The organism is Arthrobacter sp. NicSoilC5 (assembly GCF_019977395.1).
Lineage (GTDB): Bacteria > Actinomycetota > Actinomycetes > Actinomycetales > Micrococcaceae > Arthrobacter.
On record NZ_AP024660.1, the window covers coordinates 4080711 to 4095265 of the forward strand.

Sequence of the window (14555 nt, forward strand, 5' to 3'; positions counted from 1 at the left end):
TCGGATCACACCGAGGCTTTGCGTACGGGGTGCCGCTGCCCGTCAGCGGTTGGCGCCCAGTGCCGCCCAGGCCTTGGTCCGGCGTTCGGCAAGATCCCTGCGGGCAGCCAGCGCATCAGCCAGGCTGACAGCGGCAAACCGGGTCGCCGTTCCCGGCGCAGCCCGGGCCACCAGGTCCATATCCGCGCTGATCACGGTGCCCACCATCGCGTAGCCGCCGCCGGAGACGGCATCCCGGTGCAGGATGATCGGCTGGGTGCCACCGGGAATCTGGATGGATCCCACGGCATACCCCGCATCCACGATGTTGGAAGGGTCCGAGCCGGCGCCGAACGGCTGTTCCCGCTCCTTCCATTTGACCCCCGGTCCGGAGTAGCGAAGACCCATCCGGTCAGCCACGGGCGTCACTTTCCACTCCTCGTTGAGGAGATTGCCCAGGCCTTCCTCGGTCAGGCGGTGGTCGTACAACCCCAGCACGATCCGGACTTCCTGCTCCTTGGCGAAAACAGGCCGGAATTCATCCGGGACGCTTTCGGCCTGGGGGAGCCTTCCCCCGTTGAGGGGAGCGCCCACGGGGACAACGTCGCCCGCTTCGAGCTTGCGGCCCTTGAATCCGCCGATGGCACCCAGGCTGTACGTGGACCGGCTGCCCAGCACCTCCGGGACGTCGATGCCGCCCTGGACCGCGATGTAGTAGCGGGTGCCGCCCTGGATGACGCCGAAGGAAAGCTGGTCCCCGGCCTTCAGGACCAGGCGGCTCCACTGGGGCCGCGGCTCCCCGTTGACCTTCACCTCCACAGGGGCGCCGGTGACGGCGATGACGGCGTCGCTGTCGGTGGTCAGCACCGGGCCCAGGTAGGTGCACTCAAGGACCGCTTCGCGTGCCGTGTTTCCCACCAGGGCGTTTCCCAGCTCCGCGGAGTACTGGTCCATGGAGCCGCTTTGCGGGATGCCCACGTTGTAGTGGCCCGTGCGCCCCTGGTCCTGGACCGTGGTGGCCAGGCCGGGGTTTCCAATTTCAAATGCCATTGAGGGCCTCCATGAGTTCACGGTTGTAGCCTTCCGGGTCGGCCAGCGCCCTGGACAGCTCGAACGTTACCGGCGCTTGCCGGTAGCGGAAGGTGCCGGCGGAGATCTCCGCCTGGATGGCGTTGTATTCCGCTTCCGTGACCGGTTTGAATTTCACGATGTCCCCGGGGCGGAAGAACACCATGAAGTCCTTGAAGTCAGCCAGGGCCTGGTCGGGGTCGAAGATGGGGGCAGCGGCCACGCCGAACATCTGGTACCCGCCGGCACCCCGGACGGAATAGATGCAGCCGAAGCATCCGCCGTGCCCCACGGTCAGCTTGGGGGTGTCGGTCCGCGGGCTCAGGTATTTGGGGACCTCCAGCTGCTTGTCGCGGTCCACCAGCTGGAACAGGAACGGCAGCCCGGCCACGAAGCCCACCATGGACACCAGCCACGGCTGTTCGTGGTGCCGCTGGATGAACTCCGCCGCGTCCTTCAGGTGGTTGACCTTGGCCGCGTAGTCGATGTCGCTGCCTTCGGGCTCCTGGTGGAACCCTTCGCGGAACCGCTCTGCCACTTCTGCGGTGAACGGGTCCTCGTACCAGACCGGGACTTCAACGATCCGGGTCTCCAGTGCCCGTTCCTGGTGGGACGCCAGGTCCCGCTCGATGCCGCGCACAGCTGTTTCCAGTTGTTCCGGAGGCAGGACGTCGGGGTCGAAGCGCACCAGCAGGGATGCGTTGGCCGGGCAGATGTCCACGATTCCCGGAAGCCCGGCGTCGGATAGCCTGCCGGCGATGGACATGACCTTGAAGTTCGCGGGCAGGCTCATCGCTTCGGAGACTTCCACGAACAGGAATTCGTCCCCGCCCCAGGTGTAGCGCGCACCCGGGAGGACGGCGGCTTCGGTGGTCATTTTGCCCCCATGAGGTCGGCTGCGGTTTCAATGAACTTGGAGTGGTGGCTGACCTCGGCGAATTCGGGCCGCACCAGCAGTGCCAGGTGGACGGGGACGGTGGTCTTGACGCCTTCAATGTGTGTTGCCTCCAGCGCCGCCAGGGTGGCCGCGATGGCGGCATCCCGGTCCGGGGCGTGGACGGCCAGCTTGGCCAGAAGGGAGTCGTAGTAGGGGCTCACCACTGACCCTGCTTCCACCCCGGTGTCCACCCGGATCCCCTCACCGGAAGGCCAGTCCAGGGAACGGATGGTTCCCGGGCTGGGGAAGAAGTGGTGGCTGGGGTCTTCCGCGTTGATGCGGCATTCGATGGCGTGGCCGCTGAAGTGCACATCGTCCTGGGAAATGGACATGGATCCGGTGGAGGCAATCAGCAGCTGCTCGCGCACCAGGTCCACGCCGGTGATCTGCTCGGTGATGGGGTGCTCCACCTGGATGCGGGTGTTCATTTCAATGAAGGCGGCTTCGTGGTTGACGGGGTCGTAGAGGAACTCGACGGTGCCCGCCCCGTGGTAGCCGCACTGGCGGGCAAGGGCCACGGAGGATTCCCTGATGGTGGCACGGACGGCGTCAGGAAGGTTGGGGGCCGGGGCTTCCTCCAGAACTTTCTGGGATCGGCGCTGCATGGAACAGTCGCGGTCGCCGAGGTGGATGAAGTTGGTCCCGTCGCCCAGGACCTGCACCTCCACGTGGCGGGCGTGCTCCACGAACCGTTCCAGGTAGACGGTGGCGTCGCCGAAGACGGCGGCGGCCTCGCCCCGGGCCATCTCGATGGTTTCCAGGAGCTCGCTTTCGTCGTGCACGAACCGGATGCCCCGGCCGCCGCCGCCGGCGGAAGCCTTCACCACCAGCGGGTAGCCGATGGCACGCGCAATGTCGACGGCGTCGGCTTCCGGATCCAGGGGGCCGTCAGACCCCTTGAGCACGGGGACGCCGGCCTTGGCTGCCGCTTCCCGGGCCAGGGATTTGTTGCCCATCATGGCGATGGTGTCCGCGTTCGGGCCCACCCAGGTGAGGCCGGCCTCTGCCACCTTCCGGGCGAAGCCGGCGTTCTCCGAGAGGAAACCGTAGCCCGGGTGCACGGCGTCGCACCCCTGCTCGAGGGCCGCGGCCACCAGGGCGTCCTGGTTCAGGTAGCTGGCGGTTGCCTGGGCCGGGCCCACCACCACGTAGTGGTCGGCTGTCCGGGCTGCCAGTGATTCCGCGTCGGGCTCGCTGACCCCCAGGACGGTTTCGATGCCCATGTCGCGGGCGGTCCGGGCGATCCGCACGGCGATCTCGCCGCGGTTTGCGATGAACAGTTTCATGGGCTGCCTTTATCCTTCCCGGATGACGACGATGGAGTCGCCCGGGTTGACCATGTCGCCTTCGTTGACTTCAAAGGATTCCAGGGTCCCGGCGACGTCGGACTGGATCTCGGTGAACTGCTTCATGATTTCCACGATGCCGATGGTCTGGCCGACTTCGATGGTGTCGCCTTCATTGGCGAACGGGGGTTTGCCCGGCCCGGGCTTGCGGTAGAAGACGCCGGGAAGGGGTGAAACGATCGTGGCCATGTGCTGCTCGCTTTCAGGAGTGGGTGGATCGGGATGAGTCGAGTGCCTTGCGCACGGCGGAGGCGACGGCGACGGCGTTGGGAGCATCCGAGTGGACGCAGATGCTCTGGAAAGCGATGTTCAGGGGAGTGCCGTCGACGGCGGGAACGGGCCCGCCTGCCACCGCCCGGCTGACGCGTTCCGCGGCGGCCTCAGGGTCGGTGGGTGCAGGGCGTCGCTGGATTAGGAGCTCGCCGCCGGGGCCGTAGTTGAGGTCCACGTAGAGCTCCGCGACGAAGTCCACGCCCACGGCGCGGCACACGGATTCATGGGCGGTCCCGGCCAGGCCGTAGAACGGAACACCGAACTGTTTGGCGGTTCCGGCCGCCGCCTGCATGAGGTCTTCGTCGCCGGCGAGCATGCCGTACAGCGCGCCGTGGGGTTTGATGTGGTTCAGGGACAGCCCGTTCTTCGCCAGGAAGGCAGTCAGTGCCCCGGTCTGGTAGAGAATGATCGATTCGACCTCCTCGGGGGTGAGCACCATGCGGCGGCGGCCAAAACCCATGGGATCGGGGAGCCCCGGGTGGGCGCCCACGGCCACGCCGTGTTCCGCGGCCAGGGCCACCGTCCGGTTCATGACGTCCGGGTCACCGGCGTGGTAGCCGCAGGCGACGTTGGCGACGTCGATGATTTCCATGAGGGCGGCGTCGTTGCCGAACTCGTGCAAGCCGAAGCCTTCACCCATGTCCGAATTCAGGAGCACCCGGGCAGGCGTGGTTTCTGTCACGTTTTTTTGCATGCAGGCAACGGTACAGAGGCGGGGGCCCGGCCGGAATCCGGCGGATCGCCGAATGTGGCCACGCGGATTATGCTTTTTGCACTAACCAGGAGGGCCTGCCATGCGTGTTGCCGATCTCGCCGCGGATTCCGCGCTGAACATCCGCCTTGCCGTGCCGGGAAGTCCCGGACGCCTGGCCCGGCCCATCGCCTGGTGCGCCCCCACGGAGCACATGGACCCAACCCCCTTCCTCAGCGTCAACGCGCTGCTGCTCACCAATGGGATGGGCCTGAACGTCAAGGACTACCGGATCTGGGATGCCTACGTGGAGCGGCTGATGTCCGTGCCCGTCTCGGGACTGGTCTTCGGCCTGGGCGCAGCGCACCGGGAACTGCCGCCGGGGCTGGTGAAGGCCTGCGAAGCGCATGGCCTTCCGCTGCTTGAACTGCCTCCGGAGGTGCCGTTCATCCAGGTGATGCGGCACGTGGATCAACTTATCGCCGCCGAACGCTATGCCGAGCTGCGCGCGGGGTGGGACCTGGCGGATGAGTGCACCAGGCTGGCGGCGGGCGGCCACTCGCTGGCGCAGGTCCTGGAACGGGTGGCCACGACCATCCGGGCGCGGGTGGCGGTCCTTGACCACAACGGGTTTGAACTCATGGCGGCAGGTACGGCCGGGGGCGGGACGGCCCGGACCATCCTGAGCCTGCCCAGCGGCGGAATCCTCCGGTTCAGGCTGGCTATCGAGGGAATCAAGAGCAGCCTGGTGCTGCAGCCGCTGCTGGGGCCGGTGGCTGCGGTGATTGCCATGCAGCTGAGCTACACCCTGGGGTCCCGGTCGCCCCTGCATTCGCGGGAAGCTGCCCGGTTGATCGAGGCGCTCTACGAGGCTCGGGGGACTCCGGCGCCGGCCCTGCGGCGCTACGCGGCGGAGGCCGGGTTCGAGCCGGACAGGGAGTGGGGAGTCGTGCTGATCGGCGGTGCGGGGGAGGTTGCGCCGGCCAAGCTGCGGACCATCGCCTGGCGGGTGCGGGTGGGCCTGCAGGCTGAATTCGTGACCGTGCGGTTCATGGAGGAGGCCGGCCTCACCACGGTGCTGGTGCAGCGCGGGGAAGCCGGGATGGAGCTCATGGAAGCCGTCCAAAAGTCCTTCCAGGACGCGCCGGAACTGTCCGCCGTCGTCTCCGGGTGCGGGAACCTGGACGAACTGCCGCTGGTGCTGCAGCTGGCCCGCCGCCGGGTGGGCGAGCCGGGGCTCCATCAAGCGCCGGTGGCTGACCTTGCCGGCGTGGTGGAGGGCCTGCCCGGCGCCGGGCTGGTGGCCATGTCCCGGCGCCTTCTGGCCCCGTTGATGTCCGACGGCGGCACGGCCTTGCGCGAAACGCTTGAGGTTTACCTGCGGTACAGCGGGAATACGCGCGAAACCTGCACGGAGCTCTTCATCCACCGCAACACCCTGACGTACAGGTTGCGGAAAATTGAGGAGCTTCTCCGGGTTGACTTGGATGACGGCGAAGTGCGGGCCACGTGCCTGCTGGCACTGCGGATCGTCGCCGCCGGAACCTAGTTGGCCGCCATTTCCGCGGGCGCCCTGGCGGCGCTGCTTTCGCGGACCAGCAGGGTGGGTTCCAGCTGTACGGGTTCGGGTTTTTCGCCCCTGAGCACGGCCTGGATGAGCTGCACCGCCGTCCGTCCAATGTCCGCCATGGGGGAGTGGACCGAGGTCAGCGGAATGGGAAGCTCGGCAGCCAGGGAGGTGTCGTTGTAGCCCACCACGGCCACGTCCTGTCCCACGGTGAGGCCGTGGGAGCGCAGGGCCCCCATCGCGCCGATGGCCGCGAAATCGTTGACCGCGAAGATGGCGGTGGGGCGCGGTTTGCCGCTGGTGAGGATCTTGTCCCCGGCCTCCCGGCCGCCGGCGGTATCGAATTTGGACCACACCACGTCGTCGTCGGAAATGGTGCCGCCAAGGGACCGCCAGCGGTCCAGGAAGCCGGCGGTGCGGTCGACGGCGGTGCTTGCGTAGGGCTCGCCGGCAATGACCGCCACCTGCCGGTGGCCCATCTCCCAGAGGTGGCTGGCCACGAGTTCACCGCCCACGACGTCGTCGCAGGTGGCGGACGGGTAGCCCGGCACCCGGCGGTTCATCAGCACGAACGGGACCTTCCGGTCCGTCAGTTCCTGCAGGAGGCTGCCGTCAAGGTGGGCGTCGCCAATGATCAGGCCGTCCACCCGCCGGGCCAGCATGAGGTCGATCTTCCGCCGCTGTTCGTCGGGGTCATCGCGGGAGTTCATTACGAACGCGGAGTACCCCACCTCGGCTGAGGCTTCGTCGATGCCCTCGTACATGATGGCCAGGACCAGGTCCGAAAGGCGGGGGACGATGACGCCGAGCAGTTTGGTGCGGCGGGTGCGGAGGCTGGCGGCCTGGGGATCGGGGGAGTAGCCCAGCTTGCGGGCCAGTTCACGGACGCGCTCGGCGGTGGCGGCAGAGGCCGCTCCCTTGGCCACGTCGGAACCGGAGTGCAGGACCCTGGAGACGGTGGACGGATGGACGCCCAGCTCCCGAGCCAAATCCTTGAGCGTGACTGTTCCGCCGCCGTCGGCCTTTTCTTTCATGTCCTTCTCCTGCCCACCGGGGCCACTGTAGCCCAGGTCCGCCCGCGGTGCCCGGAAGGGCACCAAGGCAACCCTTGACGTGACCCGCTTCACATCCTATAGTCATTCATCAGCGCTACCCAAACGTTTGGGTAGCTGCGCATCACAAACCTTCCCCGGCGCCCCCACCCCCCGGCGCCGCCCCTCGTGTCCATCGCAACTGCCCGTTCTGCGGAAAGTTACCCAATCGATTGGGTTGCGGATTGCGCAGCAAACCACCGGAGCTGAAATGACTGTTACCGACTCCCACGTCGTGCTGCTGGCTACCGGAGGCACCATCTCGTCGCGTTCTTCCGAGGCCGGCGGCGCGGTCGCCTCCGATACCGGCGAGCAGGTGTTCAAAGCCCTCGGCCCGCGGGTGTCACACCCCGTCCGGGTGCTCGACGTATTCCAGAAGGGGTCCTACCTCCTGACGTTCGACGACATGCTGAGGATCTGCGCCACCATCCAGGAAGTCCTCAAGGACCCTAACGTCCTGGGCGTGGTAGTCACCCACGGCACGGACACCATGGAGGAGACCGCCTACCTCGCGGACCTGACGCACACGGACGAGCGGCCGGTGGTGTTCACCGGCTCGCAGCGGGCAGCAGACTCCGACGCTCCCGACGGGCCGGACAACCTGGCCCGGGCCATCGCCGTCGCCGGTTCCAAGGACGGGCGGGGCAAGGGGGTCATGGTCCACTTTGCCGGCACCATCTTTCCGGCCGCCGGCGTCCGGAAAAGCCAAACTCTTCGGCTGAATGCCTTTGCGAACCCCGATTTTGGGGTACTGGGCCAGGTATCAGCCCAGGGAGAAGTTGCCATGGACGGCAGCGGCGGCAGGCTCGAGGCCCTGCCCCTGCCCCAGCCGGGCGGCGGCTCCCCGCGGGTGGACCTGGTTGCCGCCTATCCCGGCGCCGACTCCACCCTGATGCATGCCGCCCTTGAAGCAGGAGCGGAAGGCATCGTCCTGCAAGGAACCGGAAGCGGCAATGCAAACGCCAGCCTCTGCGCAGAGGTGGCCGCCGCCGTCGCGTCCGGCGCCGTGGTGGTCACCAGCACCCGCGTGGACGCGGGACCGGTGGTGCCCATCTACGGGGCCGGCGGCGGTGGCGAAGACCTGCGCGTTGCCGGTGCCATCAGCTCCGGCCACCTCCGGCCGTCACAGTCGCTGATCCTGCTCAGCCTCCTGCTCAGGATCAATCCTGACCGGGACCGGATCACCGAAATTTTTGCCCAACGAGGGAGGCCCCCTGAACCTTCCGCCTGACACCCAGAACACCCCGGTTTTGAACGAATTGAAAGGAAAATCTCATGGCTAAGGACATTCAAGTCGCCTTCGGCGTGGACGTAGACGCAGTGGCAGGCATGCTCGGCTCCTACGGAGGAGAGGACTCCCCGTGCGACATCAGCCGAGGCCTGTTCAGCGGTGAAGTCGGCGGACCCCGGCTGATCCGGTTGTTCCAGAAATACAACCTCCCGGCCACCTGGTTCGTGCCGGGCCACTCGATCGAAACCTTCCCGGAACTGACCCAGATGATCGTGGATGCCGGGCACGAGATCGGGGTGCACGGATATTCCCACGAGAACCCCATCGCCATGACCCGGGAGCAGGAGACCGCCATCCTGGACCGTGCGATCGAACTGATCGAAAAGGTGTCCGGCCGCCGGCCCACCGGCTACGTTGCGCCGTGGTGGGAATTCTCGCCCGTCACCAACGAGATCCTCCTGGAGCGCGGCATCAAGTATGACCACTCCCTGATGCACCGGGACTTCGAGCCGTACTACGTCCGGGTAGGGGACTCCTGGAAGAAGATCGACTACACCAAGGACGCCCAGACCTGGATGGAGCCGTTGAAGCGCGGGCAGGAAACCGACCTGGTGGAAATCCCGGCCAACTGGTACCTCGATGACCTGCCTCCCATGATGTTCATCAAGGCATCCCCGAACTCGCACGGGTTCGTCAACCCCCGCGACATCGAAGAGATGTGGCGGGACCAGTTCGACTGGGTCTACCGCGAAATGGACCAGGCCGTCTTCACCATGACCATCCACCCGGACGTCTCCGGCCGCCCGCAGGTGCTCCTCATGCTCGAGCGGCTCATCGAACACATCAACTCCCATGAGGGCGTCACCTGGTGCACCTTTGACCAGATCGCCGATTCCTTCCTCGCACGCAGCCCCCGTAAGGACAACAAGTCATGAGCATCCAAGAACCGGTTGTCGACCTGTCGCAGCCCCGCCCGGACGAGAAGCGCCGCTTCCCGGTCTTTTCCAAGCGCCACACCACCACCGCCACCGTGCTTGCCCTGCTGGCCTGGACAGTGGCCGTCTTCGACTACGGCCTGTTCGGCACCCTGCTGCCGGCCATGCAGCAGGAATTCGGCTGGTCTGCGCCTGAGGCGTACGCCATCAACACCTGGATTGCCGTCGGCACCGCCATCGTCTGCTTCGGCATCGGGCCCGTCATTGACCGCCTGGGCCGCCGCAAAGGCATGATGACCACCATTGGTGGGACCGCCGTCGTCTCCGGCCTCACGGCACTGATCCCCACGGGGATCCCGTTCCTCAGCAACGCCATGCTGGTGGTGGTCCGTTCCTTCGGCGGCCTCGGCTTCTCCGAGCAGGCCGTGAACGCCACCTACATGAACGAGGTCTACCAGGTCACCGAAGTCGCGGACAAGCGCAAGCGGCCCGGCTTCCACTACTCCTTCATCCAGGGCGGCTGGCCGCTCGGCTTCCTGCTGGCCAGCGCCCTGGCCCTGGCCTTCCTGCCCTCCCTGGGGTGGCGCGCCCTGTACCTGATGGCCACCATCCCGGCCGCCGTGATCGTCTGGGTCATCGCCAAGAAGCTCAAGGAAACGCCCCAGTTCGAACTGCACCACAAGCTGACCGAGCTCGAAAAGAGCGGCAAGACGGCGGACGCGCACTCCCTGGCCCACGCGTACGGCGTCGAGCACTCCTCGTCAGCGCCGCTCAAGCGCATCTGGGAGCCGCACCTGCGCCGGAACACCATCGTGTTCTCCATCGCGTGGATCGTGAACTTCTTCGGTATCACCATCTTCAGCGTCCTGGGCAGCTCCGTGCTCAAGAACGCCAAGGGCGTGGAACTCTCCGACGCGTTCTGGATGCTGATCGTCATCAACCTGCTGGCCTACTTCGGCTATGTGTTCCACGGCTGGCTCGGGGACAAGATCGGCCGCAAGCGGACCATCATCGGCGGCTGGATCCTCTCCGGCATTTCCTTCGCCATCATGCTCAGCCCGCTGGCCAGCGACCCGTTCACCATCATCCTGACCTACGGCGCCGGCCTGTTCTTTTTGGTGGGTCCGTACGCGGCCATCCAGTACTTCATGGCCGAGTGCTACCCCGTGAGCTGCCGGGCCACCGGAACCGCGTTCATCGGCGCCATGAGCCAGCCCGGAACCATCATCGGCGGCGCCATCTTCACCGCCATCGCCGCGGGGAGCGGCACCGGCAGCGCAGCCCTCTGGGTCGGTGCTCTGGGCACCTTGGTCTCCGGGCTCCTGATGATCGCCGCCAAGCCCCCTGCTGAAGCCCTGATGGAGGACCACCCCCATGACGTCGCCTAACAGAGTCGCCATCATCACCGGCGCCGCCAGCGGCATCGGCCGCGCCCTCGCCGTCCACTACGCCCGCCAGGGGGTGGTGTCCGTCATCGGCACCTTCCCGGGCGATCCCCACGATCCGGAGGAAACCCTCCGGCTGGTCAAGGAGGCCAACGGTGAGGCGGTGATCCACGAGGTGGATGTCCGCACCACCGCGTCCGTGGATGCCCTGGCGCAGCGGGCCGTGGACGAGTACGGCCGGCTGGACTACGCGATCGCCAACGCGGGCATCCTCCGCAATTCCCCGCTGGGGGAGATGACGGATGAGCGCTGGCACGACATGCTCAACGTGGACCTCACCGGCGTGCTGCGCACGCTGCGTGCCGGGGCGGAGAGAATGACCGACGGCGGCGCGCTGGTTGCGGTGTCCTCCATCGCCGGCGGGGTGTACGGGTGGGAGGAACACGCCCACTATGCCGCTGCCAAGGCAGGGGTGCTGGGCCTGGTCCGCAGCGTGGCCGTGGAACTGGGTCCACGGCAGATCCGGGCCAACGCCGTGATCCCCGGCCTTATTGAGACCCCGCAGTCCCTGGACCCGGTGAATTCCCTGGGCCCCGAGGGGCTGCAACGTGCCGGGAATGACATCCCCTGGGGCCGGGTGGGAAAGCCGGAGGAAGTGGCCAGCGTGATCGGGTTCCTCACCTCCGACGACTCCCGCTACATCACGGGGCAGGCGCTGGTGGTTGATGGCGGCCTCACCGTGAAGATGCGCGCCTGACGGCGCCCTGACAGCCCGCCTCACAACGAAAGGACACCATGAACACATCGACTGCTGACCAAGCGTCCGGAAACGCCCAGGCAGGAAACGGCCGCCGGGTGGTGGTCACCGGCGGTTCCAGCGGGATCGGCAAAGCCATCGCCGAGGCCTTCCTAGCCAACGGGGACCGGGTGGCGGTGCTGGACCGGGCCGGCGGGGACGGTGCCATCCGCGTGGACGTGGCCGATGAAGCCAGCGTGCAGGCTGCCTTCGCCGAGGCCCGGGAGAGGCTGGGCGGCATCGACGTCCTGGTCAACAGCGCCGGCCTGCTGACGGAGTCGCCGCTGGAGGACATGTCCCTGGCCATGTGGAACGAGACCCTCACGGTGGACCTGACCGGTGTGTTCCTGTGCTGCCGGGAGGTGGTGGGGGAGATGCGGCAGCGCAAGTGGGGCCGCATCATCAACATCGCCTCCCAGTTGGCCATTAAGGGCGGCGTGGGGCTGACGCATTACAGTGCGGCCAAAGCCGGTGTCGTGGGCCTGTCCAAAGCCCTGGCCCTGGAAACCGCGGCGGACAATGTGCTGGTCAACTGCATCGCCCCGGGCCCGATCGAGACGCCGCTGGTGGAGGGCATCTCGGAGAGCTGGAAGGCCGCGAAGCGCGCCGAGCTTCCGCTGGGAAGGTTCGGGACGCCGGAGGAAGTGGCGCCCGCCGCCGTGCTGCTGGCCAGCGACCCCGGCGGAAACCTGTTCGTCGGGCAGACGCTGGGGCCCAACTCCGGCGACGTGATGCCGTAAGGAAAGGGAACAACATGTGCGGTGCCTGCGGAAGGACCACCGTGGCGGACCCTGCCCTGGGGCCGGTGCGGACCATGCGGCAACACCTGATCGTGGCAGCCACGGTCAACGCCGTCTGCGCCGGCCTCCCGGGCGCCCCGAAGGTGACCGCATTCAAGGACGGCTGGCTCATGACGGGCCCCGCCGGTGCCTCCAGCCAGTGCCATACCGTCGAGGAACTGTGGTCCGCCGTGCTCGGCTGTTTCACCGACGCGTCGGTTCTGGACCGGCTGCGAAGGCGCCGGCAGGCGTATGCGGCGGATCCAGACAATGCGGGCCTGCCCGCACGGGCTGCCGGTCTTGCCGGACCCCAAACACAAGGAGATTGTGCATGACTGATTATTCCCCGCTCTGGTCACCCATCCGGATCGGTGCCACCGAGCTGGAGAACAGAGTGGCACTGGCTCCCATGACGCGCATCAGCGCCACCGAGGACGGACATGCCACCGAGAGAATGGCGTCCTACTATCGGAACTTTGCGCGCGGCGGCTTTGGGCTGCTGATCACGGAAGGCATCTACCCGGACACCGCCCACAGCCAGGGCTACCACTTCCAGCCGGGCATCGCGACGGAGGAGCAGGCCCGGTCCTGGGCGAATGTGGTGGACGGCGTGCACGCGGCGGGCTCGAAGATTTTCGCGCAGCTCATGCACGCGGGGGCGCAGAGCCAGGGGAACCGGTATGTGACCTCCTCGGTGGGGCCATCGGCGGTGGCACCCAAGGGGGAGCAGCTGGGATTTTACCGCGGCGAAGGCCCGTATCCTGTTCCTTCCGCGATCACGTTGTCCCAGATGAAAGAGGTCCGGGACGGGTTCGTCACGGCAGCGCTGCGGGCGCAGCAGGCCGGGTTCGACGGCGTGGAGATCCATGGTGCCAACGGGTACCTGCTGGACCAGTTCCTCACGGACTACCTGAACCAGCGCGACGACCGCTACGGCGGGTCAGCGGAAAACAGGGTGCGGCTTGCCGCTGAAATCTGCCACGACGTCCGCGAGGCCGTTGGTCCGGATATGACGGTGGGGATCCGCATCTCCCAGTCCAAGGTCAGCGACACCGAGCACAAGTGGGGCGGGGGAGTGGCGGAAGCCGAGGTCATCTTCGGCACCCTGGGTGCCACGGGGATCGATTTTGTCCACACCACCGAGTACCGTGCCGCTGAGCCCGCGTTCGCGGATGCGGAGGAAACCCTGGCTGCGCTGGCCAAGCGGTACTCCGGGGTGCCGGTGATCGCCAACGGCAAGCTCGATGATCCGGATACGGCCGCTTCAATGCTGGCGGACGGCTCAGCTGACGTTGTCGCCCTGGGCAAGGGAGCCCTGGCCAACCGGAACTGGCCGCACCTTGTCCGCAACAACCTGGAATTCGGGGAGCTCGACCCCGCCGTCTTCGCTCCTTTGGCGGACGTCAAGGACTGGGAGCTGGAGGATCCCGCATAAGCGGTCCCTAACGATTGGCGGTGTGACACCCGGCGCCAGGCCGGGTGTCACACGGTTCTCACCCCACCGGCCGGGTCAGACGGCCGAGCAGCTAGCCCACCAGGCGCAGGCGGAAGCACGAACTGGACGTGCGTGAGGTCGGTCGGGGCCAGTGCCGCCGCGCCCTCCCGCTGCCAGCGCAGCGTGGCGCGCGAGAGTAGGAATCCGGGGCTCTCGCCGGGGTTGAGCGGCATCAGCCGCCTGCTATCTTGACCAGCGCGGCCGCGGTCTGGAGCCAGTCGGCGGTGATGGCGGGCCGGACCTGATGCCACAGACTCTCTTTTGTCCAGAGTGCCGCAGTCTGTGGCGGCGGTCCTACGGGCTGGTGAGTCTTGCCACGTTATTTCGAATAACTCGTAATAAGCGGGTAAATTTAACTACAGGTCACCGCCGCCCTTGAGTGCCGCACCGGTGAACATTCCCGGGCCAGCAGGGCATGCGATTTCTTCGCCACCGCCCTTCCTGTTTGAGCGACACAACAACCCGAATGGCCCTCATCCCAAATCCCGAGGAGAACCCATGACTACGCTGGCCGAACGACCCGCAAAAACCTTTCCCACCAACCAATCCGCCCCAGCCCCGCGCGGAGGCAGCTACGTCACCCTTCCCGCCGGCAGCGTGACCGTCGGCCGGGGCAGCTATGTCACCGTACCCGGCAGCCGAAACGTGTCCCGCCCCACCCGTGGCAGCTACGTTACGGCGGCCGGCGCACTCGTCGTCCCCGCCGACACTGTCGAGGGCAGCTACCTCACGCTCCCGGCGGCCTAAAGCCCTAGTTCCGCGGCGGCTTAGCCCACCACGGAGGCAAAAGGAGGCCGACGGCGACACCCAGTGTCGTCGTCGGCCTCCTTTTCTGTGCTGACGGGAAAGGAGCCCTGTCCAGCCCCGTCCAGCTCCGTCCGGGGTGGCCGGTGGCCGGGTTCAGGTCGTTGTCGAATCCGCTTCTCAGTGACGCTCAATGTGTCGGGGTGCGTGCGGGACCCTTGCTTGGATTACCACCCTT

15 protein-coding genes are annotated in these 14555 nt (G+C 66.9%); 9 read left to right on the forward strand and 6 right to left on the reverse strand.

Translation table 11 applies throughout. From position 1 onward, the window contains the following. Positions 1–42: 42 nt before the first annotated feature. From LDO22_RS19085 to pxpA, 5 genes are read right to left on the reverse strand one after another with little or no spacing between them, the layout of a single operon-like run. Complete coding sequence (locus LDO22_RS19085; RefSeq protein ID WP_224025283.1) at positions 43–1029, reverse strand: biotin-dependent carboxyltransferase family protein; 987 nt, start codon at positions 1027–1029, stop codon at positions 43–45. Next, complete coding sequence (locus tag LDO22_RS19090; RefSeq protein WP_224025284.1) at positions 1019–1924, reverse strand: allophanate hydrolase subunit 1; 906 nt, start codon at positions 1922–1924, stop codon at positions 1019–1021. The genes LDO22_RS19085 and LDO22_RS19090 overlap by 11 nt, the downstream gene beginning before the upstream one ends. Beyond that, on the reverse strand, positions 1921–3270 hold the full coding sequence (locus LDO22_RS19095; protein WP_224025285.1) for an acetyl-CoA carboxylase biotin carboxylase subunit: 1350 nt from the start codon (positions 3268–3270) through the stop codon (positions 1921–1923). Before LDO22_RS19095 ends, LDO22_RS19090 begins: the two co-directional genes overlap by 4 nt. 9 nt (positions 3271–3279) lie before the next feature. Then, complete coding sequence (locus LDO22_RS19100) at positions 3280–3519, reverse strand: acetyl-CoA carboxylase (protein ID WP_018770516.1); 240 nt, start codon at positions 3517–3519, stop codon at positions 3280–3282. 13 nt (positions 3520–3532) lie between these two features. Next, positions 3533–4285 carry a 5-oxoprolinase subunit PxpA gene (pxpA, locus tag LDO22_RS19105; protein ID WP_346347075.1) on the reverse strand — a complete coding sequence of 251 codons (753 nt, stop codon included), beginning with the start codon at positions 4283–4285 and terminating at the stop codon, positions 3533–3535. A gap of 112 nt (positions 4286–4397) precedes the next feature. On the opposite strand from pxpA, the gene LDO22_RS19110 reads away from it, so the two are divergent. Beyond that, on the forward strand, positions 4398–5843 hold the full coding sequence (locus LDO22_RS19110; RefSeq protein ID WP_224025287.1) for a helix-turn-helix domain-containing protein: 1446 nt from the start codon (positions 4398–4400) through the stop codon (positions 5841–5843). Here LDO22_RS19110 and LDO22_RS19115 read toward each other — a convergent pair. Then, the gene (locus LDO22_RS19115; RefSeq protein WP_224025288.1) at positions 5840–6895 is read right to left on the reverse strand and encodes a LacI family DNA-binding transcriptional regulator; all 1056 of its coding nucleotides are present in this window, start codon (positions 6893–6895) and stop codon (positions 5840–5842) included. The genes LDO22_RS19110 and LDO22_RS19115 overlap by 4 nt on opposite strands. A 268-nt stretch (positions 6896–7163) precedes the next feature. On the opposite strand from LDO22_RS19115, the gene LDO22_RS19120 reads away from it, so the two are divergent. From LDO22_RS19120 to LDO22_RS19155, 8 genes are all read left to right on the forward strand, one after another. Continuing rightward, positions 7164–8183 carry an asparaginase gene (locus LDO22_RS19120; protein WP_224025289.1) on the forward strand — a complete coding sequence of 340 codons (1020 nt, stop codon included), beginning with the start codon at positions 7164–7166 and terminating at the stop codon, positions 8181–8183. A gap of 44 nt (positions 8184–8227) precedes the next feature. Next, a complete protein-coding gene (locus LDO22_RS19125; RefSeq protein WP_224025290.1) occupies positions 8228–9118 on the forward strand; it encodes a polysaccharide deacetylase in 891 nt (296 codons plus the stop codon). After that, complete coding sequence (locus tag LDO22_RS19130; protein ID WP_224025291.1) at positions 9115–10506, forward strand: MFS transporter; 1392 nt, start codon at positions 9115–9117, stop codon at positions 10504–10506. The genes LDO22_RS19125 and LDO22_RS19130 overlap by 4 nt, the downstream gene beginning before the upstream one ends. Further along, complete coding sequence (locus LDO22_RS19135) at positions 10493–11260, forward strand: SDR family oxidoreductase (RefSeq protein ID WP_224025292.1); 768 nt, start codon at positions 10493–10495, stop codon at positions 11258–11260. The genes LDO22_RS19130 and LDO22_RS19135 overlap by 14 nt, the downstream gene beginning before the upstream one ends. A 38-nt stretch (positions 11261–11298) precedes the next feature. Then, a complete protein-coding gene (locus LDO22_RS19140) occupies positions 11299–12039 on the forward strand; it encodes an SDR family NAD(P)-dependent oxidoreductase (RefSeq protein WP_224025293.1) in 741 nt (246 codons plus the stop codon). Between the two features lie 41 nt (positions 12040–12080). After that, positions 12081–12413 (forward strand): hypothetical protein, encoded by a 333-nt coding sequence (locus LDO22_RS19145; protein ID WP_224025294.1) that lies wholly within the window; start codon positions 12081–12083, stop codon positions 12411–12413. Then, positions 12410–13513, forward strand: coding sequence for an NADH:flavin oxidoreductase (locus LDO22_RS19150; protein WP_224025295.1), 1104 nt, complete (start codon positions 12410–12412; stop codon positions 13511–13513). Before LDO22_RS19145 ends, LDO22_RS19150 begins: the two co-directional genes overlap by 4 nt. A gap of 558 nt (positions 13514–14071) precedes the next feature. Continuing rightward, positions 14072–14320, forward strand: a complete 249-nt coding sequence (locus LDO22_RS19155; RefSeq protein ID WP_224025296.1) for a hypothetical protein — start codon at positions 14072–14074, stop codon at positions 14318–14320. Positions 14321–14555: the final 235 nt, after the last annotated feature.